At 59.8% G+C, this 21,340-nt stretch carries 18 protein-coding genes, 3 rRNA genes and 1 pseudogene; 15 read left to right on the forward strand and 7 right to left on the reverse strand.

The genetic code is table 11. The features are described 5' to 3' along the window. Window positions 1–2: 2 nt before the first annotated feature. Together JOE62_RS02175 and JOE62_RS02180 are read right to left on the reverse strand one after the other, a co-directional pair. Window positions 3–245 (reverse strand): glycoside hydrolase family 3 protein, encoded by a 243-nt coding sequence (locus tag JOE62_RS02175; protein WP_204719968.1) that lies wholly within the window; start codon window positions 243–245, stop codon window positions 3–5. A 33-nt stretch (window positions 246–278) separates the two neighbouring features. Continuing rightward, the gene (locus JOE62_RS02180) at window positions 279–830 is read right to left on the reverse strand and encodes a hypothetical protein (protein ID WP_204719970.1); all 552 of its coding nucleotides are present in this window, start codon (window positions 828–830) and stop codon (window positions 279–281) included. Window positions 831–911: 81 nt separating this feature from the next. On the opposite strand from JOE62_RS02180, the pseudogene JOE62_RS02185 reads away from it, so the two are divergent. Beyond that, window positions 912–1,769 (forward strand): annotated as a pseudogene (locus tag JOE62_RS02185) (D-galactonate dehydratase family protein); the annotation flags it as partial. Continuing rightward, a complete protein-coding gene (locus tag JOE62_RS02190) occupies window positions 1,766–2,311 on the forward strand; it encodes a gluconokinase (RefSeq protein ID WP_338085730.1) in 546 nt (181 codons plus the stop codon). The pseudogene JOE62_RS02185 and the gene JOE62_RS02190, both read left to right, overlap by 4 nt. Window positions 2,312–2,374: 63 nt before the next feature. Here JOE62_RS02190 and JOE62_RS02195 read toward each other — a convergent pair whose 3' ends face one another. Next, on the reverse strand, window positions 2,375–2,656 hold the full coding sequence (locus JOE62_RS02195) for a hypothetical protein (RefSeq protein WP_204719971.1): 282 nt from the start codon (window positions 2,654–2,656) through the stop codon (window positions 2,375–2,377). Window positions 2,657–2,969: 313 nt separating this feature from the next. Between JOE62_RS02195 and JOE62_RS02200 the strand changes: the two genes are divergently transcribed. Both JOE62_RS02200 and JOE62_RS02205 read left to right on the forward strand, forming a co-directional pair. Then, window positions 2,970–4,640, forward strand: coding sequence for a thiamine pyrophosphate-binding protein (locus JOE62_RS02200; RefSeq protein WP_204719973.1), 1,671 nt, complete (start codon window positions 2,970–2,972; stop codon window positions 4,638–4,640). A 73-nt stretch (window positions 4,641–4,713) separates the two neighbouring features. Continuing rightward, window positions 4,714–5,751, forward strand: coding sequence for an endonuclease/exonuclease/phosphatase family protein (locus JOE62_RS02205; RefSeq protein WP_204719975.1), 1,038 nt, complete (start codon window positions 4,714–4,716; stop codon window positions 5,749–5,751). Here the strand turns inward: JOE62_RS02205 and JOE62_RS02210 are convergent. Together JOE62_RS02210 and JOE62_RS02215 are read right to left on the reverse strand one after the other, a co-directional pair. Further along, entirely contained in the window at window positions 5,748–7,049 is a 1,302-nt protein-coding gene (locus JOE62_RS02210; protein WP_204719977.1) for an FAD-linked oxidoreductase, L-gulonolactone oxidase family, read from the reverse strand. The genes JOE62_RS02205 and JOE62_RS02210 overlap by 4 nt on opposite strands. Then, complete coding sequence (locus JOE62_RS02215; RefSeq protein WP_204719979.1) at window positions 7,046–8,236, reverse strand: alanine racemase; 1,191 nt, start codon at window positions 8,234–8,236, stop codon at window positions 7,046–7,048. The genes JOE62_RS02210 and JOE62_RS02215 overlap by 4 nt, the downstream gene beginning before the upstream one ends. 113 nt (window positions 8,237–8,349) lie before the next feature. Here JOE62_RS02215 and JOE62_RS02220 point away from each other — a divergent pair, with 113 nt between their 5' ends. The 4 genes from JOE62_RS02220 to rrf all read left to right on the forward strand — a co-directional run bounded on the left by JOE62_RS02220 (window position 8,350) and on the right by rrf (window position 15,269). After that, the gene (locus JOE62_RS02220; RefSeq protein ID WP_204719981.1) at window positions 8,350–9,114 is read left to right on the forward strand and encodes a hypothetical protein; all 765 of its coding nucleotides are present in this window, start codon (window positions 8,350–8,352) and stop codon (window positions 9,112–9,114) included. A gap of 618 nt (window positions 9,115–9,732) precedes the next feature. Beyond that, window positions 9,733–11,258: ribosomal RNA gene (locus JOE62_RS02225) — 16S ribosomal RNA — on the forward strand. 596 nt (window positions 11,259–11,854) lie between these two features. Next, window positions 11,855–14,989 (forward strand): 23S ribosomal RNA (locus JOE62_RS02230). 163 nt (window positions 14,990–15,152) lie between these two features. Continuing rightward, window positions 15,153–15,269, forward strand: a 5S ribosomal RNA gene (gene rrf / locus JOE62_RS02235). The 16S, 23S and 5S rRNA genes sit together here, the layout of an rRNA operon. 382 nt (window positions 15,270–15,651) lie before the next feature. Here the strand turns inward: rrf and JOE62_RS02240 are convergent. Next, a complete protein-coding gene (locus JOE62_RS02240) occupies window positions 15,652–16,173 on the reverse strand; it encodes a hypothetical protein (RefSeq protein WP_204719983.1) in 522 nt (173 codons plus the stop codon). Between the two features lie 234 nt (window positions 16,174–16,407). Between JOE62_RS02240 and JOE62_RS02245 the strand changes: the two genes are divergently transcribed. The 7 genes from JOE62_RS02245 to JOE62_RS02275 all read left to right on the forward strand — a co-directional run bounded on the left by JOE62_RS02245 (window position 16,408) and on the right by JOE62_RS02275 (window position 20,821). Then, window positions 16,408–16,965: a dihydrofolate reductase family protein gene (locus JOE62_RS02245; RefSeq protein WP_204719985.1), complete on the forward strand. Its 558-nt coding sequence runs from the start codon at window positions 16,408–16,410 to the stop codon at window positions 16,963–16,965. Window positions 16,966–17,173: 208 nt separating this feature from the next. Beyond that, the gene (locus JOE62_RS02250; RefSeq protein ID WP_204719987.1) at window positions 17,174–18,043 is read left to right on the forward strand and encodes a glycerophosphodiester phosphodiesterase; all 870 of its coding nucleotides are present in this window, start codon (window positions 17,174–17,176) and stop codon (window positions 18,041–18,043) included. A gap of 5 nt (window positions 18,044–18,048) precedes the next feature. Beyond that, complete coding sequence (locus tag JOE62_RS02255; RefSeq protein ID WP_204719989.1) at window positions 18,049–18,735, forward strand: alanyl-tRNA editing protein; 687 nt, start codon at window positions 18,049–18,051, stop codon at window positions 18,733–18,735. Further along, window positions 18,716–19,447: an AzlC family ABC transporter permease gene (locus JOE62_RS02260; RefSeq protein ID WP_239543140.1), complete on the forward strand. Its 732-nt coding sequence runs from the start codon at window positions 18,716–18,718 to the stop codon at window positions 19,445–19,447. The genes JOE62_RS02255 and JOE62_RS02260 overlap by 20 nt, the downstream gene beginning before the upstream one ends. Next, on the forward strand, window positions 19,444–19,761 hold the full coding sequence (locus JOE62_RS02265) for an AzlD domain-containing protein (RefSeq protein ID WP_204719991.1): 318 nt from the start codon (window positions 19,444–19,446) through the stop codon (window positions 19,759–19,761). Before JOE62_RS02260 ends, JOE62_RS02265 begins: the two co-directional genes overlap by 4 nt. Before the next feature lie 53 nt (window positions 19,762–19,814). Then, window positions 19,815–20,135 carry a thiamine-binding protein gene (locus JOE62_RS02270; protein WP_128470802.1) on the forward strand — a complete coding sequence of 107 codons (321 nt, stop codon included), beginning with the start codon at window positions 19,815–19,817 and terminating at the stop codon, window positions 20,133–20,135. Next, a complete protein-coding gene (locus JOE62_RS02275) occupies window positions 20,132–20,821 on the forward strand; it encodes an O-methyltransferase (protein WP_204719992.1) in 690 nt (229 codons plus the stop codon). Before JOE62_RS02270 ends, JOE62_RS02275 begins: the two co-directional genes overlap by 4 nt. A 9-nt stretch (window positions 20,822–20,830) precedes the next feature. Here JOE62_RS02275 and JOE62_RS02280 read toward each other — a convergent pair whose 3' ends face one another. Further along, window positions 20,831–21,211, reverse strand: coding sequence for a hypothetical protein (locus JOE62_RS02280; protein ID WP_204719994.1), 381 nt, complete (start codon window positions 21,209–21,211; stop codon window positions 20,831–20,833). Between the last annotated feature and the right edge of the window lie 129 nt (window positions 21,212–21,340).

A 21,340-nucleotide genomic window follows, 5' to 3' on the forward strand; every position in this document is an offset into this window, starting at 1 on the left:
ACCTAGTAGCTGAGCCCGAAACCGTACTCGAACAGCGCGCCGTCGGCGGTTTGCGCATAGCCAGGCAAGTCGCTGAACTGCTCGGTGATCGACTCGCGGGTGCCGGCCAGCGCGAACGGCATGCGTCCCTGCGGGGCGAACTTGCCCGCGAGGCTATCCATCAGCGCGGTGTCGGACATGCCGAAGCTGGCGACGATGGCGCCTGCATCGCGCAGGCCGCTGGCCTCGTCCATGACGAATGGCATCGGAAGTATACGTGCAGCACGACCTTGCTCGAGTCATTGACCTCGCTCATGACCTGCTTGATGGTATCCAGCGAGGGGCCGATCTCCCAGGACTCGGACGGCCATCCCGGAGAAGTCCAGGATGCTCGATTCCCATGGCAGCGAGCCGCCGAAGCGCAGGCCGTCTTCGGTGGATTCGTCCGCATCGAACGGGCTCTTGCCGTCCAGGCCTTCCACGCCGTCCATGGTGATCGAGCTGATGCGCTCCGGGTTCATTCCGGATTCCGGGTCATCGGACTTGTAGGAGCTAGTGTTCTTGTTGTTCACCGACACCGAGATCAGCGCGTAGTCGCTGCCCTCGGCGCTCGGGCGTTGCGCAGGGTCCTCGGTGTTGCCGTTGGTGACGCCGTAGATGTAGCTGGCCAGGGTTTCCTCGGTGAAGTCACCCAGGATGTAGACATCCGAGTTCTCCTTCAGCGGCAGCACCTTGCCGCCATCGGCAGTTTCCTTGTTCTGCAGCAGCACCGCGGACTTGCGCTGCAGGTCCAGGCCTACCTCTCGGTGCTCTGCGCTGCCGACGATTCCGCCGGCCGCTTCGGCATCCACATAGGGATTCTCGAACAGGCCCATCTGGAGCATCGGGGTGGTCAGCCGCGTGGCCGCCAGATCGACGCGGCGACGCGCGCGGGCACCGACATCCCGCAGCTGTTCGACTCGATCCGCGAGCACCTGGAACTGGGCTACAAGTCCATCCGCGTGCAGACCGCGGTGCCGGGCATCAAGGCTGTCTACAGCGTAGCCGCCCAGGCCCAGTCCTCCGGCGAACGCTACGACTACGAGCCGGCCGGCCGCGGCACCTACCCGCAGGAAGAGGACTGGGACACCCGCGCCTACCTGCGCCACCTGCCGACAGTGTTCGAAGCGGTGCGCAACGAATTCGGCCCGGAGATCCCGCTGCTGCACGACGGCCACCACCGCATGACCCCGCTGCAGGCTGCCAAGCTGGGCAAGTCGCTGGAACCCTACGACCTGTTCTGGCTCGAGGACTGCACCCCGGCCGAGAACCAGGACGCCCTGCGCCTGGTGCGCGAGCACACCACCATCCCGCTGGCCATCGGCGAGATCTTCAATGCCATCTGGGACTTCCAGACCCTGATCAAGGACCAGCTGATCGACTACGTGCGCGCGGCTTCCACCCACTTCGGCGGCATCGCGCCGCTGAAGAAGGTCATGGACTACGCAGCCCAGTACCAGATCAAGTCCGGCTTCCACGGCCCGACCGACATCTCCCCGGTGGGCTTCGCCGCCCAGCTGCACGTGGGCCTGGCCATCCACAACTACGGCATCCAGGAGTACATGCAGCACTCGGACGCCACCAACACCGTCTTGGAGCAGTCGATGACCTTCAAGGACGGCTACCTGCACCCAGGCGACAAGCCTGGCCTGGGCGTCGAGTTCAACGAGGAAGCCGCGCTGTCCTACCCGTACCAGCAGGTCTACCTGCCGGACAACCGCCTGGTTGACGGCACGGTGCACGACTGGTGAGCGAGGCGATCATGGACAAGCCGCTGTCGGCGCCATCGGGCACCTGGGCCGGACGCATCGTGGTCATGGGGGTCTCCGGCTGCGGCAAATCCACCGTGGGCGAGCTGCTGGGTCAGCGGATCGCCTCGGAGTTCCTCGACGGGGATTCCCTGCATCCGCAGGCGAATATCGCGAAGATGTCTGCCGGCATCCCGCTGGATGATGCAGACCGCGAACCGCGGCTCGGCGACATCGACAAGCGGCTGGGAGCCGAGGATGGCAAGCCGCTGATCATTGCGTGCTCTGCGCTCAAGTGCAGGTACCGCGACCAGATCAGGGCGCAGGCGCCGGATACGGTGTTCATCCATTTGAACGGCCGCTTCGAGCTGCTGTCCCAGCGCATGGCCGAGCGCACCGGGCACTTCATGCCGGTGGACCTGCTGAAATCGCAGTTCGAGACGCTTGACGAGCCGCAGGCTGACGAGCGCGGCGTGGTGCTGGATATTTCTGCCTCGCTTCAGCAGCTGGTCAACGACGCCGCCGATTGGCTGGGCAACGCCTAGCCGGTTGGCGCGAAGCTGAGGGAAGATCCGGGTTGCCCGTATCTTCCCCCAGCTTTTTTGCGCCTAGATGCCGCCAGCTTCGGCCGGCTGGTTGCGGATCAGGGAGCGCTCGGCCACCAGGGTGCTGATGAGCAGCAGGGCCGCGGCGGCAAGCCAGGGAACATAAGGCAGGGAGTGCTCGGGCGGCAGGCCCGAGAGCAGCCAGCGGGCGGCCAGGAACGCGGCCGATGCCAGTACCAGCGACACGGCGAAGGCGATGCCCCGGTGCTTGCGGTCCACGCCCTGCCATGCGGGGACTTTGCCGCCGGCCGGTGCGCCAGTGGTGATCCCGAAGAACTTCAGCATGCGTTCCCTCTCGATAAGGTTCGATGGTTGCCTTATAAGATACAAGTCAACTATGAGTTATCTTGATCTTATCGAGAATGTAGTTTGCTGTACATGGTACTTTTGGAGGAGTTTAGCCTCCCTGGCTTTCCGGATCGCGGTCACCGGCTCCTAGCGCCGAGCAGGATCCCTGCCTTATCATCAGTGAGTCAGGAACACGGCTCCAGCTGGTTCCGGCGCTCTCAAAAGGGGCGATACCCGTTGCGGTGAAGCAACCGGTAACGGCAGACATATATGGAATTTCTTCAGCACGATTTCTTGAAAAGAGTCCATAATGTCTAGCGTTTCAGCTGCCATTGCCCATGCCCTCAAGCCTCTGGCCCCGCGAATTTTCGGATTGATGGGCAACGGCAATGCCCACTTCCTCGATGCCGCTGTGCGTGCAGGCTTCGACTACACCGCAGTGCGCCATGAGTCGGCCGCGGTTTCGGCCGCCGACGCGTACTTCCGCATCTCCAACAAGCTGGCCATCGCCTCCACCACCTACGGTGCTGGCTACACCAACACCACCACTGCCCTGGCCGAGGCCGCCGCGGCGCGGACCCCGCTGCTGTTCGTCACCGGCGACGCGCCGACGTCGGGCCTGCGCGGCTGGGACGTGGACCAGCCCGCGATCGATGCCGCGGTGCGGGCGCCCCGCTACGTCGTCGACCGCAACACCCCGGGTGCCACCGCCCTTGAGGCGGCGGCCCATGCGCTGCGCGAGCAGCTGCCGGTGGTCCTGGCCATTCCCTACGACCTGGCAGCGCTGGATTCCCTCGAAGAGCAGCTTCCCGATTTCGCCTCCCTGCGCAGCACCCCGCCGGCGCCGCAGCTGAACTCCACCCAGCTGGAGCAAATCGCTGCCAAGCTCAACGCCTCGCAGCGCACCCACATCCTCTATGGCCGCGGCGCAATTGATGCCGCCGAGCAGGTCCAGGCGCTGGCTCAGAAGCTGGGGGCCACCACCTCGGGCACGCTGCTGGCCCGCGACCTGCTGGACTACGAGTTCGACCTGGGCATCACCGGAGGGTTCTCCACGGAGGCCAACGCCGCGATCATCGCGCAGGCAGATACCGTACTGGTGTTCGGCGCCTCGCTGAACCAGTTCACCATGCGCTTTGGCGAGCTGGTGGCAGACGATGCCACGCTGATCCAGATCGATCTGGGATGCGCGGCCACCAATCCGCGCGTCGACTACTTCGCCACCGGCGATGCGGCCCTGGCTGCCGCGGACCTGCTCGGTGCCGTGGAGCAAGCCGATGACGCATGGCGCGCAGGCCTTGACCTGTCCGAGCTGCGCAGCCGCCCCGCCGGCGACGACCAGGCCTCCGACGGGCAGCTGGATCCGCGCCGCGTGGCCAGCGAGCTGCAGGGCATCCTGCCGGCCAACCGCGTGCTGGTGCAGGATGGCGGGCACTTCATCGGCTGGGGTCCGATGTACTGGTCGACTTCCGGTGCGCGCTCCCTGGCCTGTGTGGGAACCGCCTACCAGTCCATCGGCCTGGGCATCGCCTCCATGGTGGGTGCGGCCCCGGCGGCGGAAGGCCGCACGGTCGTGCTGGCCGCCGGAGATGGCGGATTCCTGATGGGCCTGGCAGACCTCGAATCGATCGTGCGCACCGTGGAAAGCGGCGTCATCGTCATCTACAACGACTCCGCCTATGGTGCGGAAATCCACCAGTACGGATCCGTCGGCCTGCACGAAGATCCGATGCTGATCCCTACCGTGGATTTTGCCGGCATTGCCAACTCCATGGGAGCGACCGGAATCCGCGTTGGCACGCTGGAAGACCTCGCCGCCGTGCAGCAGTGGGTTGATGCAGGCGCCCGCGGCGTATGCCTGGTGGACGCCCGGGTATCCACGCATGTGCGTGCCCCGTATATGGAAGAAGTCCTTTCCGCGAACAAGAAGGTCGCTGCGGCTGCGGCATTACAATCCGGTAAAGGTGCTGGAAAGCGGTAGCTGAACGTCGTAGGGTGGATGGGTGCGCAAGTTATTAGTCGGAACAGCGAGCCTGGGTTTAGGGGCATTACTGATGCTCCCCGCAACCGGCGCACTTGCCGCACCCACCGGACCCGGCGACCCAGCAGGCGCCAATGCCGCGCAGCTTTCGGAGACCTCGCTGCGCGTGGCAACCATCCAGGCAAATCTCACCGGCGAAACCCCCGAAGAGCTGCCTGCGGCCCTGATGCGCGGAACCGACCGGCAGGCAGCCCAAGTTGCGGACAAGATCAGCAGCGCCAACGCGGACGTGGTGGTGCTGACGTATATGGACGCCACCCAGGAGGCAGTTGACGCGCTCAATGAGAACTATCTGAACAATCTGGGCGACGACCGCGCCGACGTGGACTACGGGTATTCCTATCTGGCGGTGGGCTCCAAAGGCCTGCAAAGCGGCGCCGATCTGAACGCCGACGGCGTGGTCGGCAGCGCCGAGGACGCATGGGGCCAAGCCGCATTCGCCGAACAGGGCTCGATCGTCGTGCTGTCGAAGTACCCGATCGCCCAAGAACAGGTCACCACCGTTTCCCAGCTCAAGTGGCAAGACGTTGCCAACGACATGCTGCACCACACCGACTTATCCGGCGTGCTGGCAGCGTCCATCCCCGTGATGAGCACCGGCCTATGGGACATTCCCATCCAGTACCGTGGCGAGCCGGTGCATATCCTGGCGACGCAAACCCAGCCGGATGGGCAGGGTAAGGAATTCGCCAAGGCACGCCAGATGGACGAGCTGAAGGTCATCGACGGCTATCTCTCCGGCGAGAACTATGTTCGCACCGACGAGGGCGAACACGCAGAAGGCGTGGGCGAGGACCGCTTTGTCATCGCCGGTGCACTGGGTCTGCAAGATGGCTCCGCTGATCGCGTTGACCCTTTCCTCAAGGAACTCAAGCACGCGAACGCTGTCAATGATTCGGGCAGCTACCTGGTGCCGAGCGAAACCTGGCAGGTATTGGGCCAGGGCCGCATCAAGGAGAACCAGCCGAGCACTTCCCAGACGTTGCCGGGAACAGTCCCCGACTTCGCGAAGGAATCAAGCCCGCTGATCTGGGCCGACATCCAATTCTAGGCGCCGAGCAAGCTGCGCAGGTACGGATTGAGGAATCTGCCCTCCGGATCGGCAGCCTGGTGAACCCGCGTGAAATCGCTGAACTTCGGGTAGAGCTGAGCCAATTCCCCAGCCTGAAGCGTATGCTCCTTGCCCCAGTGCGGCCGGCCGCCCAGGGAGCGGAAGATCTCTTCCATGGCTGCAAAGTATCCCGGAGCCTGATCGCGAATGTAGCGGTGCACGGCAATATATGCAGTTTGCCGGCCGCTGGCAGTTCCCAGCCAGGTGGAATCCTCGGCCGCGGTGCGCACCTCGACAGGGAAGAAGACCCCGGTTCCCGAACGCTTGAAGTACGCCCGCACCCTGGCGAAAGCCTCATCGAAGTTGGCCAGCGGGAGCGCATATTCCATTTCGGTGAAACGCACCCGCCGCGCACTGGTGAACACTTCGTTCCACGGTGCGATGCGGCTGCTTTCGGGCAACGCTGCGCACGCCACCTTGGCCAAGGCCGGCGTGGTCTTCGGCAGCGCCGCGCTCACCGAGCTGAGCAGCTGCAGTGCGCCATTGGAGACAACTTCATCATTCAGCCAGCGGGCTGCCGCTGGCGGCTGCTCGGCCGGGACTTGGCCGTCGAGGCGGGTATTGATCTTCACCTGGGCCTTGCCGGTGCCCGGAAACCAGAAGAATTCCAGATGGTCTTCTTCCCGTGCGCGCTCGACGAAGCTTTCGGCGATCAGCCCGATGGGTTCGATGATTTCCTCCGCACGCATCATGTAGTGCGGGACGCAGCGCAGCCGCACGTGGGTGAGCACCCCCAGCGCTCCCAGGCCAAGCCGGGAGGCCTCGAATAGTTCGGTGTTCTCCTGAGAGTTGGCGCGCAGGTGGCTGCCATCGGCCAGCATGAGCTGCACCCCGGTGACCGTTCCGCTGAATCCGCTGAACCGCAGGCCGGTGCCGTGGGTGCCGGTGCTGATGGCTCCGGCTACAGATTGCTTGTCGATATCGCCCATATTCTCCAACGCGAGATTGAAGGGCTTGAGCAGTGCGGGGATCTGCCATAGCCGGGTCCCGGCGCGGAAGGTCACCTCGTGGGTGAGGGCGTCGACTTCCTCGATTCCCTGGAAGCCATCCAGGTTCAGCAAGATGCCCTCGGTATCCGCCAGCGGAGTGAAGGAATGGCCTGCGCCGACGGTGCGCACCGGCTGCTCCAGATCGGCGGCCTGTTCCAGGACCTGCGCCAATTCCGCAATGCTGCGCGGGGAGCGGATGGCTGCCGGGTGCGCGACGACGGTGCGCGCGAAGTTCTTGAAGGTGCTCACAGGAATGCTTTGCCTTCCCCGCGGTAGGTGGGCCACTGCTCGATGATCTTGCCCTTGGAATACACCGCAACCTTATTAACCCGTTCCGCAGGTTCGCCGGCCTTGGCATGGCGCAGCCAGACCGTTTCGCCAATGGCGATGCGATGTGCGCTGGGGCCGGTGAGCGGGGTCTGCACCTCGCCGGCTCCTTCCATGGACAGATAGCGCAGCTTCTTGGGGTGCTCGATTCTTGGCAGCCGGTCCTTGCCGGCTGGACCCGATGCGGTCCAACCGCCGCCGAGGATGGTGACCGTTCGCTCATCGGGACGGCGGACCACGGGAAAGCCCAGATACAGGGCAGGGGTGGGTCGGAATGCACGATAGGAATCGAACAGCGCGGGCGCGAACAGCCCTGAACCCGCGGCAATCTCGGTGATAGCGGGTTCTTGGACAGTGCTTTCCACCGAACCTGTGCCGCCGGCATTCACGAAACGCAGCTCGCCCAGCTCCCGGACTAATTCCACGGTTTCGGCCCGGCGCTCGGCCAGTTCGGCGGCGCTGGCTTGGCGCAGCTTGCGCGCGATCAGCGCCTTGGGGCTGAACCCTCCATCGGGAACCGAAGCGATCTGGGATTCGTAGCCCATCAACCCGTCCAGGATGAAGTTGCGGCGACGGTGCACCTCGGCGGCCAGCGCCGCGACCTGTTCCGGCCGGCTCAGCGGCGAACGCGCGGCACCGATGCGGATATTGCCGCTGGGGTAATAGGCGGCATCCAGTTCCAAGGCGACCTTCAGCGGCGGGTGACCCGGCGCGATTCTGTCGATCAGGTCCAGTTGCTCTTCGGTATCCACCATGAGGGTGACAGCTTCGCAGGCCTGCTCGATGGCCGCCCACCGGCTGATCGCTTCGGCATCCGTTTGCGGGTACGCAACCACCAGGTCCTTCAAACCGTGGCTTGCCAGCCATAATGCTTCGGCCAACGTGAAGCAGAGAACGCCGCGGAAGCCTGGCTCGTCGAGCGCCCGCTCCAACGCCTTGCGTAGACGCAGGGACTTGGAAGCGATGCGGATCGGCACGCCGCCGGCCCGTTCGCGTAGGGCGATCACGTTGGAACCGAAGGCATCGAGATCGAGCAAAGCGACCGGGTGCTCCGAGATCCCGACGCTTTTCAAGGCACGGTTATACCGTTTGGCCTGAGCGTTCTTCATAAGCCAACTCTTTCACCAGCTTCGGGGCGTTTCAAGGAATTTTTCAAGACGCTTGTGTGAAGGCAGAGCGTTCAAGGCAACTCTCAGGGTCTTGCGGATAAGCTGGAGCCATCATGAAAAACGATCCGATTTCAATGACGTTGCTTGGCAAGGATGGAAAGCCGCGCTCCGGCGTGCAGGATGCCATCATGAAGGGCATCGGCGTGCAGCGCCCGATGGTGCTTGCCTACATCAAGCGGTTGCGCAAGAAGCACCCGGAAGCCACGGCAGCCGAGCTGGCAGCCATTGTCGAGCGCGATTACCTGCGTGTGGTTACCGGCACCGGTGCAGCCGTGGGTGGAACCGCAGCCGTTCCTGCTGTCGGCACCGGCGTCGCGCTGGGACTTTCCGTTGCTGCAACGCTGGGCTTCCTGGAAGCTTCTGCGCTGTATGCGCAGAGCCTGGCAGAACTGCACGGCATTGCCATCGACGACCCGGATCGGTCACGAATGCTGGTAATGGGCATCATGATGGGCGAGGAAGGCAGCTCGATGATTGCCGGATTGACTGCCCAAGCCGCAGGCCGTGGCGGAGGCCCGATCCAGGGCTGGGCCAGGTCCTTCGGTGCCGGCAAGTCCACGAGCATCTATTCCGCCATGCAGCGCACCATGCAGAAGAAGTTCTTGCGCAAGATCATCGGCACCCAGGCTGCCAGCACCATGGGCCGTCTGGTTCCGTTTGGCGTTGGCGCGGCCATCGGCGGTGTCGGCAATCGGTACATGGCCAAGCGCGTGATCGAGAATGCCGCGGTTGCCTTCGAGGGAATCCCTACGGTGGTGCCCAGTTCGTTGCCGCTGGATGACCCGCGGGTCATCGACGCTGAGATCGTCGAAGACTAGCTGTACAGGGATTGCTGACCACCTTGGTGGTCGGCTTCCGTCTTTAAGTCAGTTTTAGTGCGTTGCAAGAAACTTTTTCGGGGAGCGATCCGCAAGAACTCGCGCCTTAATCGGCTTTGCGGAATTAAGTGTGCACGGTCACCCGTCAAAACCACCCCGCCGATTTGCAGCACCCCGCAAACCCGTGTATAGTTTTTCCTTGTCGCCGAGAACAAAACGGAACAAAAAACCCGTAGCTCAACGGCGGCAGAACCCCAGAAAATCAAGGTTTTCCACAGTCTTGTGGATAAAGAATTGAAAAGAATGGGAACCAAGAATACTGGTTCAAATCACAAACAATGGATTTGACTTCCAGAAATTCACGGTTATAGAATGTGAATATAACGCTGGACGAAATTGCCGCCTGGAATGGTGGGTAAAGAACCGGTAAGTGTTTGTTGTTTGAGAACTCAATAGTGTGCCAAGTTTGTTGATACCGAATATTTTTATTTGGTGAATACATAACATTTGCTTGAGGCATTGCACCCCCGTGCAGTGTTCTTGAGTGTTTTATTATTCGCCAGGACTTCATCGGCTTCGCCCTTCTTTTCCAAGGGGTTGCTGGTGGCTTTTTATTTTTTTATGGAGAGTTTGATCCTGGCTCAGGATGAACGCTGGCGGCGTGCTTAACACATGCAAGTCGAACGATGAAGCCCAGCTTGCTGGGTGGATTAGTGGCGAACGGGTGAGTAACACGTGAGTAACCTGCCCCCGACTCTGGGATAAGCCCGGGAAACTGGGTCTAATACCGGATATGACCATGGAACGCATGTTTTGTGGTGGAAAGATTTATCGGTGGGGGATGGACTCGCGGCCTATCAGCTTGTTGGTGAGGTAATGGCTCACCAAGGCGACGACGGGTAGCCGGCCTGAGAGGGTGACCGGCCACACTGGGACTGAGACACGGCCCAGACTCCTACGGGAGGCAGCAGTGGGGAATATTGCACAATGGGCGAAAGCCTGATGCAGCGACGCCGCGTGAGGGATGACGGCCTTCGGGTTGTAAACCTCTTTCAGTAGGGAAGAAGCGAAAGTGACGGTACCTGCAGAAGAAGCGCCGGCTAACTACGTGCCAGCAGCCGCGGTAATACGTAGGGCGCAAGCGTTATCCGGATTTATTGGGCGTAAAGAGCTCGTAGGCGGTTTGTCGCGTCTGCCGTGAAAGTCCGAGGCTCAACCTCGGATCTGCGGTGGGTACGGGCAGACTAGAGTGATGTAGGGGAGACTGGAATTCCTGGTGTAGCGGTGAAATGCGCAGATATCAGGAGGAACACCGATGGCGAAGGCAGGTCTCTGGGCATTTACTGACGCTGAGGAGCGAAAGCATGGGGAGCGAACAGGATTAGATACCCTGGTAGTCCATGCCGTAAACGTTGGGCACTAGGTGTGGGGGACATTCCACGTTTTCCGCGCCGTAGCTAACGCATTAAGTGCCCCGCCTGGGGAGTACGGCCGCAAGGCTAAAACTCAAAGGAATTGACGGGGGCCCGCACAAGCGGCGGAGCATGCGGATTAATTCGATGCAACGCGAAGAACCTTACCAAGGCTTGACATGTGCCAGACCGCTCCAGAGATGGGGTTTCCCTTCGGGGCTGGTTCACAGGTGGTGCATGGTTGTCGTCAGCTCGTGTCGTGAGATGTTGGGTTAAGTCCCGCAACGAGCGCAACCCTCGTTCCATGTTGCCAGCACGTAGTGGTGGGGACTCATGGGAGACTGCCGGGGTCAACTCGGAGGAAGGTGGGGATGACGTCAAATCATCATGCCCCTTATGTCTTGGGCTTCACGCATGCTACAATGGCCGGTACAATGGGTTGCGATACTGTGAGGTGGAGCTAATCCCTAAAAGCCGGTCTCAGTTCGGATTGGGGTCTGCAACTCGACCCCATGAAGTCGGAGTCGCTAGTAATCGCAGATCAGCAACGCTGCGGTGAATACGTTCCCGGGCCTTGTACACACCGCCCGTCAAGTCACGAAAGTTGGTAACACCCGAAGCCGATGGCCTAACCACCTTGTGTGGGGGGAGTCGTCGAAGGTGGGACTGGCGATTGGGACTAAGTCGTAACAAGGTAGCCGTACCGGAAGGTGCGGCTGGATCACCTCCTTTCTAAGGAGCTAACCATTATTGGTTGCCCATGCTGGACACGAGTGTTGTCCGGGTGGGTTGCTCATGGGTGGAATATCAATGGACTCAATACTGGAAAACGTGCTGGCTGATGCTGGTGCGGGGTATTGGCTGTGGCCGCGTGGTGCTTGGGCATCTGCTAGTACGCATTGCAGGGGGTTTTCTTCTTGCGGTGCTGGAATGCGGTGTGTGGGTGTTGTGTGGTTTGTATGGTTTGGCATGCTGTTGGGTTTTGAGGCAACAAGCCTCCTTTCCTGGTGAATGGTTGCCGGGGTTCTTCCTGTGGGGAGGGTCCTGGTGGTGTTCGCTTGGGTGAGGGGTTCTTGGTGTTTCGGTGTTTGTCCTGTGTTTGCTGCAAGGATGTCCTGTTGGATTGATGCTGGCCTTTGGTTGGTGTTGGTTTTGGGGTGTTGTTGCGGGGGTGCGGGGTTGTTGTTTGGGAACTGTATAGTGAACGCGAGCATCTTGCAGATGAGATGAGCTGGGTAGTCCTTTTCCTGGGATTGCCTGGTGTTGGAGTCTTGTCTGCGTGATTTTGTTAGATTGTTTTATTGCTCAATTCTGAGACTTTTATTTGTGTTGAAGTTTTTAAGGGCGCACGGTGGATGCCTTGGCATCAAGAGCCGATGAAGGACGTGGGAATCTGCGATAAGCCTGGTGGAGTCGATAACCGGACGTTGAGACCAGGATTTCCGAATGGGGGAACCCCGCACCATGTTATGTGGTGTGACCTGCAGCTGAATGTATAGGCTGTGTGGAGGGAACGCGGGGAAGTGAAACATCTCAGTACCCGCAGGAAGAGAAAACAATAGTGATTCCGTTAGTAGTGGCGAGCGAACGCGGATGGGGCTAAACCGGTTGGTGTGTGATAGCGGATAGGCGTTGCATCACCGGGGTTGTGGGGTTGACATGTACCAGCGCTATCTTGCTGGTGGGATGAGGTGCAGGCGTATAGGTGAATCGGTTGGAATGCCGGACCAGAGAGGGTGATAGTCCCGTAGGTGTAATGCGTGTCTGCCGTTCTAGTGTTGATACCCGAGTAGCACGGGGCCCGTGAAACCTTGTGTGAATCTGCCAGGACCACCTGGTAAGCCTGAATACTACTTGATGACCGATAGTGAATCAGTACCGTGAGGGAATGGTGAAAAGTACCCCGGGAGGGGAGTGAAATAGTACCTGAAACCGTGCGCTTACAATCCGTTAGAGCTGGGGACTTGTTCCCTGGTGATGGCGTGCCTTTTGAAGAATGAGCCTGCGAGTTAGTGTTACGTCGCGAGGTTAACCCGTGTGGGGAAGCCGTAGCGAAAGCGAGTCTGAATAGGGCGTTTGAGTGGCGTGATCTAGACCCGAAGCGAAGTGATCTACCCATGGCCAGGTTGAAGCGCGTGTAAGAGCGTGTGGAGGACCGAACCCACTTCAGTTGAAAATGGAGGGGATGAGCTGTGGGTAGGGGTGAAAGGCCAATCAAACTTCGTGATAGCTGGTTCTCCCCGAAATGCATTTAGGTGCAGCGTTGCGTGTTTCTTGCTGGAGGTAGAGCTACTGGATAGGCGATGGGCCCTACAAGGTTACTGACCTTAGCCAAACTCCGAATGCCGGCAAGTGAGAGCGCAGCAGTGAGACTGTGGGGGATAAGCTTCATAGTCGAGAGGGAAACAGCCCAGAACGCCAACTAAGGCCCCTAAGCGTGTGCTAAGTGGAAAAGGATGTGGAGTTGCTGTGACAACCAGGAGGTTGGCTTAGAAGCAGCCACCCTTGAAAGAGTGCGTAATAGCTCACTGGTCAAGTGATTCCGCGCCGATAATGTAGCGGGGCTCAAGCACACCGCCGAAGTTGCGTCATTCAAGTATTAGCCTGGTTTCGATTGGGTGCTTGGATGGGTAGGGGAGCGTCGTGTGGACGGTGAAGTCGCGGTGGAAACCAGCGGTGGAGGCCACACGAGTGAGAATGCAGGCATGAGTAGCGAATGACGGGTGAGAAACCCGTCCGCCGAATGATCAAGGGTTCCAGGGTTAAGCTAATCTGCCCTGGGTTAGTCGGGACCTAAGGCGAGGCCGACAGGCGTAGTCGATGGACAACGGGTTGATATTCCCGTACCGGCGAAGGACCGCCCATACCAAGCTGTGGATGCTAACCATGACGGATCATGGCTGTTGCGGCCTTCGGGTTGCTGGTTGTGTGATGTGGTGGGAACCGATGCAGTGAGGTCAGCGTATTAACAGGTGTGACGCAGGAAGGTAGCCGAGCCAGGCAATGGAATTGACCTGGTCCAAGGGTGTAGGAAGAGTGGTTGGCAAATCCGCCGCTCATATGTTCTGAGACCTGATAGGCGCCCCGTTTATGGGGTGATTCGGTGATCCTATGCTGCCTAGAAAAGCATCGGCGCGAGGTCCCAGTCCGCCCGTACCCCAAACCGACACAGGTGATCAGGTAGAGAATACTAAGGCGATCGAGAGAATCATGGTTAAGGAACTCGGCAAAATGCCCCCGTAACTTCGGAAGAAGGGGGGCCTGCCCCGTGATGGAGACGTGCTCTCCGGAGGCGGGTGTGGGCCGCAGAGACCAGGGGGAAGCGACTGTTTACTAAAAACACAGGTCCGTGCGAAGTCGCAAGACGATGTATACGGACTGACTCCTGCCCGGTGCTGGAAGGTTAAGAGGACTGGTTAGCCCTTGTGGCGAAGCTGAGAATTTAAGCCCCAGTAAACGGCGGTGGTAACTATAACCATCCTAAGGTAGCGAAATTCCTTGTCGGGTAAGTTCCGACCTGCACGAATGGAGTAACGACTTCCCCGCTGTCTCAACCATGAACTCGGCGAAATTGCAGTACGAGTAAAGATGCTCGTTACGCGCAGCAGGACGGAAAGACCCCGAGACCTTTACTATAGTTTGGTATTGGTGTTCGGTGCAGCTTGTGTAGGATAGGTGGGAGACTGTGAAGCTTGGACGCTAGTTCAGGTGGAGTCATCGTTGAAATACCACTCTGGCTGTACCGGTCACCTAACTTCGGACCATGATCTGGTTCAGGGACAGTGCCTGATGGGTAGTTTAACTGGGGCGGTTGCCTCCTAAAATGTAACGGAGGCGCCCAAAGGTTCCCTCAGCCTGGTTGGCAATCAGGTGTCGAGTGTAAGTGCACAAGGGAGCTTGACTGTGAGAGTGACAGCTCGAGCAGGGACGAAAGTCGGGACTAGTGATCCGGCGGCACCTCGTGGAAGGGCCGTCGCTCAACGGATAAAAGGTACCTCGGGGATAACAGGCTGATCTTGCCCAAGAGTCCATATCGACGGCATGGTTTGGCACCTCGATGTCGGCTCGTCGCATCCTGGGGCTGGAGTAGGTCCCAAGGGTTGGGCTGTTCGCCCATTAAAGCGGTACGCGAGCTGGGTTTAGAACGTCGTGAGACAGTTCGGTCCCTATCCGCTGCGCGCGTTGGAAATTTGAGAAGGGCTGTCCTTAGTACGAGAGGACCGGGACGGACGAACCTCTGGTGTGTCAGTTGTACTGCCAAGTGCATCGCTGATTAGCTACGTTTGGAAGGGATAACCGCTGAAAGCATCTAAGCGGGAAGCCTGCTTCGAGATGAGATTTCCATGCACCATTGTGTGTGAGAGGCCCCCAGCTAGACCACTGGGTTGATAGGCAGGATGTGGAAGCAAGAACTGAAGACTTGTGCAGCTGACCTGTACTAATAGGCCGATGGCTTACAACACACAATAAAACAATGATTTGAACTGATGATTTCAATGCTGTTCGCGTTCACTATGCGGTTACGAGACAACAACCTCAAACCGAGAATACTTGGCTTTGTGCGTGCTTTGCTGCATGCCACCGAAGGCAACACCAAACCGTAGGGTTTGTGTGCTTCGTGATTGTTACGGCGGTCATAGCGTGGGGGAAACGCCCGGTCCCATACCGAACCCGGAAGCTAAGGCCCATTGCGCCGATGGTACTGCACTCGTGAGGGTGTGGGAGAGTAGGTCACCGCCGGACTTAACTTGAGTAGATGGTTTGAGGCCCTGGTACCGTTTGGTGCCGGGGCCTCACCTGTTTAACCGGTGATGGTGGTGCGGGGTGGCCAGGCGCAACGTCTGACCCTGCACTCGTTTAATTGCCGCAGCTGTTGTCCTGCCTCGCAGCCGGCCCATCATCGAGGTATGGCCGAGAAAGCGTCCCTCCTGTCCGCAGGACCGGCGATCGCATCACTGGTGTTTAATGACGTTGTTGCTATCGGAATAGCGTTGTTCACGCTGGATATCCCGTAGACCCTGATCAAAGTTCTTTATATCGTGCTTCCCGTCGCGTTGATTGACGCTGCCGCGGGATCAATCGCCGTGGCAATGGCTTGTTTCATCCCATCCAAGAATTGAGAGGGCTAATGGGCTGCTTCTTCAGATTCAATGACTGAAGCGAGCGCCAAATCTTCAACCGTGAGCATCACGGTACTATCCCGCCGGTTGAATAACTGCAAGGTGATGCTTCGGCCATTGCATCGCCAAATGCGAATGGGCTGATTCTCGTCTTCCCAGGGGCGTTCCGGAGCGCCATACAGCTCTGAGAGTTCTGCCTGCAAAACAGCAAACCCAGACCGGGTGACTGGATCTTGAGGGACCCGAGAACTGTAGAGGAACGTACAGACACTCAGGAATTGTTGACGGTATGTATCCCAAGTACTCGATATTTTTCCTGGCAGTCCGAGGTCCAGGCTCGTCATCTTATGAGGTGAATCCTGGTCTTCGGAATCAATCGCGGCGCCTGATATGAATCCAAGCGCATCGAACAGGGCCTGACGCTCAACTTCAGTCTTTGGCCAAGAGCCTTGGACTAAGCCCTGGATAATGGGCATAAGGTCGTGTGGGACAGGGGACAAACTGATGACTGAGTCTGGCAGTGTCATGCGGCGAGCCTACCTTTGATGCATAGGATCGCGGAAGCCGAACACGGCATGGCTGCCCGGCAGCGAGTACCCCGGTCTTGGACTGTGGACAGTTATTTCTATCGCGATCGTGCAGTCCCCGTTCACCGCAAATTCCCTGCTGCCCTAAGACAGCTGCTTGACGCAGTAAGCGCCTAATCCTAGAGTCAGGGCACCGGGGATCGTCCGGTAAGCAAATGGCTGCAGGAGCTTCTGATGGGTTTACTGGCATTTAGCTACAACGTCATGCTGGATGGCTGCGTCGATCATCGAGAAGGCATCGCCGACGATGAATCGCACGACTATTTCACGGGTCTGATGAATGCGCATGAAGGGATGCTCTGGGGACGTGTTACCTACGAACTGATGGAGGAGTACTGGCCAGCTGTGGCTCGGGGCGACAGCTCGGCGACGCCAGCGCTGCTACGCTGGGCACAGCATCTGAAGGCGAAGCCCAAATACGTTGTCTCGAGCACTCGCACGGCATATTCATGGAATAACTCCCACCTGCTGAGTGGAGAGCTGCGCGCCTGTGTACTGAGGCTGAAAGACCAGTACCCCGAAGGTGTGCTTCTTGGTAGCGGCAAGCTGGCAACAGCTCTGGACAGGATGGAGCTCATCGATGAGTACCATTTCCTAATTCACCCAGTTATCGCCGGCCATGGTCCAACGCTTTACCAGGCAGGGTTGCAGAAATCCCGTCATCTGGAATTGATCTCAGCGCAACCGCTCTCCAGCGGTGCAATTGCAGCCAGTTATCGGCGGGTTCGCTGAACCCATGCGGATGACGATTTCGCCTTGGAAATCCGGAGCAGAATCGGAAACGCAGACACCTTTTCTTGCCGGGGAGTTTCGAGTTTTGCATGATGGCCGCAGGAGCTTGCAACTGCAGGCCAAGGACTTGAACACAGTTGATGAAATATCCGTCGAGCCAAGCCTAATCTGCAGTATCAAGGAGCGGGGATCGCGTAGCGTAGGAAGCATGGATACGCTTTTCTTCGCCCATCGAGGCAGCTCCCATAAATATTCGGAGAACACTCGTGCCGCCTATCTACAGGCCATCGACGAGGGTGCCGATGGAATTGAATGCGACGTCCATCTGAGCAAAGACGGAATCGTTGTTTGCCACCACGATCCAACGGTCGACCGCACCTCCGATTCATCCGGTCTCGTTGCCGGATATACCCTGGCGGAAATGAAAGCCATGGACTTCACCGGAGTCGTACCGAGCATCGTCCCGGCCGAGTATGGGACAGAAAACGAGCAGCTCCTGAGCCTCGGCGAGCTTTTCGCTCTCATTGAAGAACGCGGCAAGCCAATTGGTTTGGCCATCGAAATCAAGCATCCAAGCCCCTATGGCCACCTGTTGGAAAGGGGCGTGCTGCAGGTCCTTGCAGCGCACGGGTTCGACCCGCAAACCGGGACTGCCGGCTCGCAGGGACAGATTGCCGTGACGCTGATGAGCTTCGAGCCAAACTCCCTGCGCTACCTGGCCCGCACGGTCAGCACTTCGCTATTGTGCCAATTGATGACCGAGGTCAACCCGGACTACGTCCAGCAGTTGATCGACTCTGGCGACGTGGGTAGGGCCGGCGTCTACGATGTGCTGTACCGCTCCGTGCCTGAAGGAATTGAACTGATCAACGCAGGGGGAGCTGGAATCATCGGATCCGGCGTCGCCTGGACCCGAGCCAATGATCATCTAGTGCGCCGGTGGCTGGAGCAGGGGTTGAAGGCACGGATCTGGACGGTCGACCGTCCCTCAGATGCACAATTCCTGGTGGACCTGGGCGTTGGGGAACTGACCAGCAACCGTCCGGCGGAACTACGCAAAGAACTGGAGCTGAGCTAGGAAACATGAGCACCGAGGAAACCGCACAGGTCAATCTGTACCTGCAGGACACCTATGTTTTCGCCACCGAGGCTGAAGTCATTGCTGCGGGCAGCGACGACGAAGGCCAGTGGATTGCGCTGAGCCCGAATATCTTCCATCCCCGCGGTGGCGGCCAGCCCGAAGACTCGGGAACCGTGGACGGGCTGCCGGTAGCGGTCCAGCGCGGTGAGAACGGATTGGTGATCCTGTATGGCGCCGGCGCTAAGCAGGTGGGCGACCAAGTCCAAGCCGAGATCGACGGCGAGCTGCGTCTTTCCCATGCAGCCCTGCACACCGCCGGGCACGTCCTGGGCTTCGCCGGCGAAGATCGCGGCTGGCAGCACAAGGGCCACTCGCACTTCCCCGGGCAATCCCGGCTCGACTTCGATCCGGCCACCGTTGATCTGCCACTGGGCGATGAGAACGAACGGGCAGCGGCGAAGGCCAACATCCAAGAACGCGTCAATGAACTCATTGCTGGTGGCGGAGAAGTCACGACCACCACCGATGACCAGGGCATCCGCACAGTCACCATCGCCGGGGTGAATGCTGAACCATGCGGTGGCACCCACGTGAAGCATCTTGACCAGCTGGAGCACGTTGAAATCGGCGAGGCGAAGGTCAAACGCGGTGTCTACAAGGTCAGGTACGATGCCCGCCACGTCCGCTAGCTGGTTCACGCCGGCGACCAAGATGGGCCTTTCCATCGCGATTGCCACCGGGCTCTACGGCATTTCCTTCGGGGCGCTGTCCATCGCCGCGGGCCTGAATCTATGGCAAACCGTTGCGCTGAGCGCCCTGATGTTCACCGGTGGCTCGCAGTTCGCCTTCATCGGGGTCATCTCCGGTGGCGGTGCCGCCGCGGCGGCATTCTCCGCGGCTTCGCTGCTGGGCATCCGCAATGCCGTGTACGGGATGCAGATCAAGCAAACCTTGCGCCCGTTGGGGCGGCAGGTGCCGTGGATGGCCCAGGTGACCATCGACGAGTCCACTGCGGTGAGCTTGGGGCAATCCGACCCTGCTGAGAAGCGCCGCGGATTCATCGCCGCCGGCGCCGGCGTCTACGTCCTATGGAACCTGTTCACCCTCGTTGGCGCCTTGCTCGGCGAACGCATGGGCGACCCTGCTGCGTGGGGCCTGGATGGCGCCGCGGTTGCGGCCTTCATCGGGCTGCTCTGGCCGCGGCTGAAATCAGTTGAACCGATCATGATCGCAATTGCCGCGGCGATCCTCACCGCGCTGGCGGTACCGGTGACCGCGCCGGGCTTGCCGATTCTGGTGACGGCGGCCTGCGCGGCGATCTACGCCGTGGCCACCGGCCGCCTTGCCCCGGCGGCGACCGAGCATGGCGAACTGGAAAGCATTGAGGAGCAGAAAGCGTGAACGAGCTGAGCTGGTGGATTCTCGGGGCCTGCCTGACGGCCTACGCCATCAAGCTCTGCGGCTTCTTTGTGCCCCGCAGGGTCTTGGACTCGCCGACCATGTCCCATGTCGCCGCCACGCTGACCATCGCGCTGCTGGCTTCCTTGGTGACGGTGAATGCCTTCACCTCGGGACAGGAACTGGTCATCGATGCCCGGATCGGCGCCCTCGCGGCCGCGATCATCGCGCTGGTTTTCAAGGCACCTTATCTTGTCGTCGTTGTTACCGGCGCCCTGGCCGCGATCGTGCTCAGGGCCAGTGGACTGGCTGCCTAGATATTGCCTGCAAGGCGGATGACAAGCCCAGCGCGTAGTGGGACAGTGGAAGCATGATTGTAGCTTTCTCAGTAGCACCTAGTAATGACAACCCCAACGGTTCGGTCCATGACGCAGTGGCTGAAGCGGTGAAAGTCGTCCGGGATTCTGGCCTTCCCAATCGCACCAGCTCCATGTTCACCGAGATCGAAGGCGAATGGGATGAAGTCATGGAGGTGGTCAAGCAAGCCACCTTGGCTGCTGGCCGATTCGGTTCGCGCGTATCGCTGGTGCTGAAAGCCGATATCCGCCCCGGCTACGAGGGCGAGCTCGACGGCAAGATCCAGCGGCTCGAGAAGGCTATAAAGGATAGTGAGGAGAACATGTCGTCATGATCCACCATTCAGCCGAACATGATGCCGGTGCAGTCGACGAATACCTGGAGCGGGAGCTGGGGCTGCGCGTTGCAGCGTTGGAAGCAGGCCGCGAGCATTCCCATAGCGCCGGGTTGCCGCGAATTGAAGTGAGCCCGGCCCAGGGAAAGTTTCTCCAGCTGCTCGTCGAGATCACAGGCGCACGCAGGGTCCTGGAAATCGGAACCCTCGGCGGCTATTCGACCAGCTGGCTTGCCTTGGGCGTGGGAGAAGCCGGTACCGTCATCAGTTGCGAATTCGAGCCGCTGCATGCCTCGGTTGCACGCGAGAATTTGCAGCGGGCAGGGCTGTCCGAACGTGTTGAAATCAAGTTGGGTGCGGCCCAGGGTTCGCTGGATTCGCTGATTTCCAAGCGAGTTGCTCCATTTGATCTGATCTTCATTGATGCAGATAAGCGCAATAACGTGGCCTATCTCGAACGGGCAATGAAACTGTCGCATCCGGGGACCGTGCTGGTGCTCGACAACGTGGTGCGCAGCGGTGCAGTCTTGGATGACCCTGCTGGGCACGGGACCCAGGAGGCCGATGTGCGGGGGATCCAGGACTCCTTGCGGTGGTTGCGCGATGATCCGCGCGTATCAGCCACCGCCCTGCAGACAGTGGGCGTCAAAGGATGGGACGGATTCGCGCTCGCACGCGTCCTCTAGTGGTCACAGCTATCGCGTAGGAGAGTGCTCGGGGAGCTCGGCATCGAGTTCCCCGGCTTCGTCTTGCTTGAACGGCGGCGATTTCAGGATCAAGAAGTACACGCCCAATCCGCAAAGCACGCCCATCGGCGGTCCTACCCACAGGGCCTGCTCGGTATTGCGCACCAAGCCCGCAACAACTGGGCCAACCAGCATGGGAACGATGTAGTAGTAGTGGTCCGGCTCGGCAGGGCCCCAGAAGCGTTCGAATCTGGCAAGAATGCTGAAGCCGGCGGCCAAGAGGACGCAACCGAGCAAAATCACCCAGAAGGTCGAGGAAAGGCTGATGGTCAGGGTCAGTGAACCGACAAAGCCACCGGTCAAGGCAGCGTACTTTGTATTCCGGTCCAAGCCCGACCCCCTTTTGAGCCAAGAAATTTGCAACTACATTAAAAGTTTTTCAAACATCTGGATAGTCCGCAATCCTACTTAAGTAGGAGGGTGCCTTGGTGAGTTGGAAGAAATTAGCGAAGCCACTGC

Origin of the sequence: Glutamicibacter nicotianae, from assembly GCF_016907615.1 — a bacterium.
GTDB lineage: Bacteria > Actinomycetota > Actinomycetes > Actinomycetales > Micrococcaceae > Glutamicibacter > Glutamicibacter nicotianae.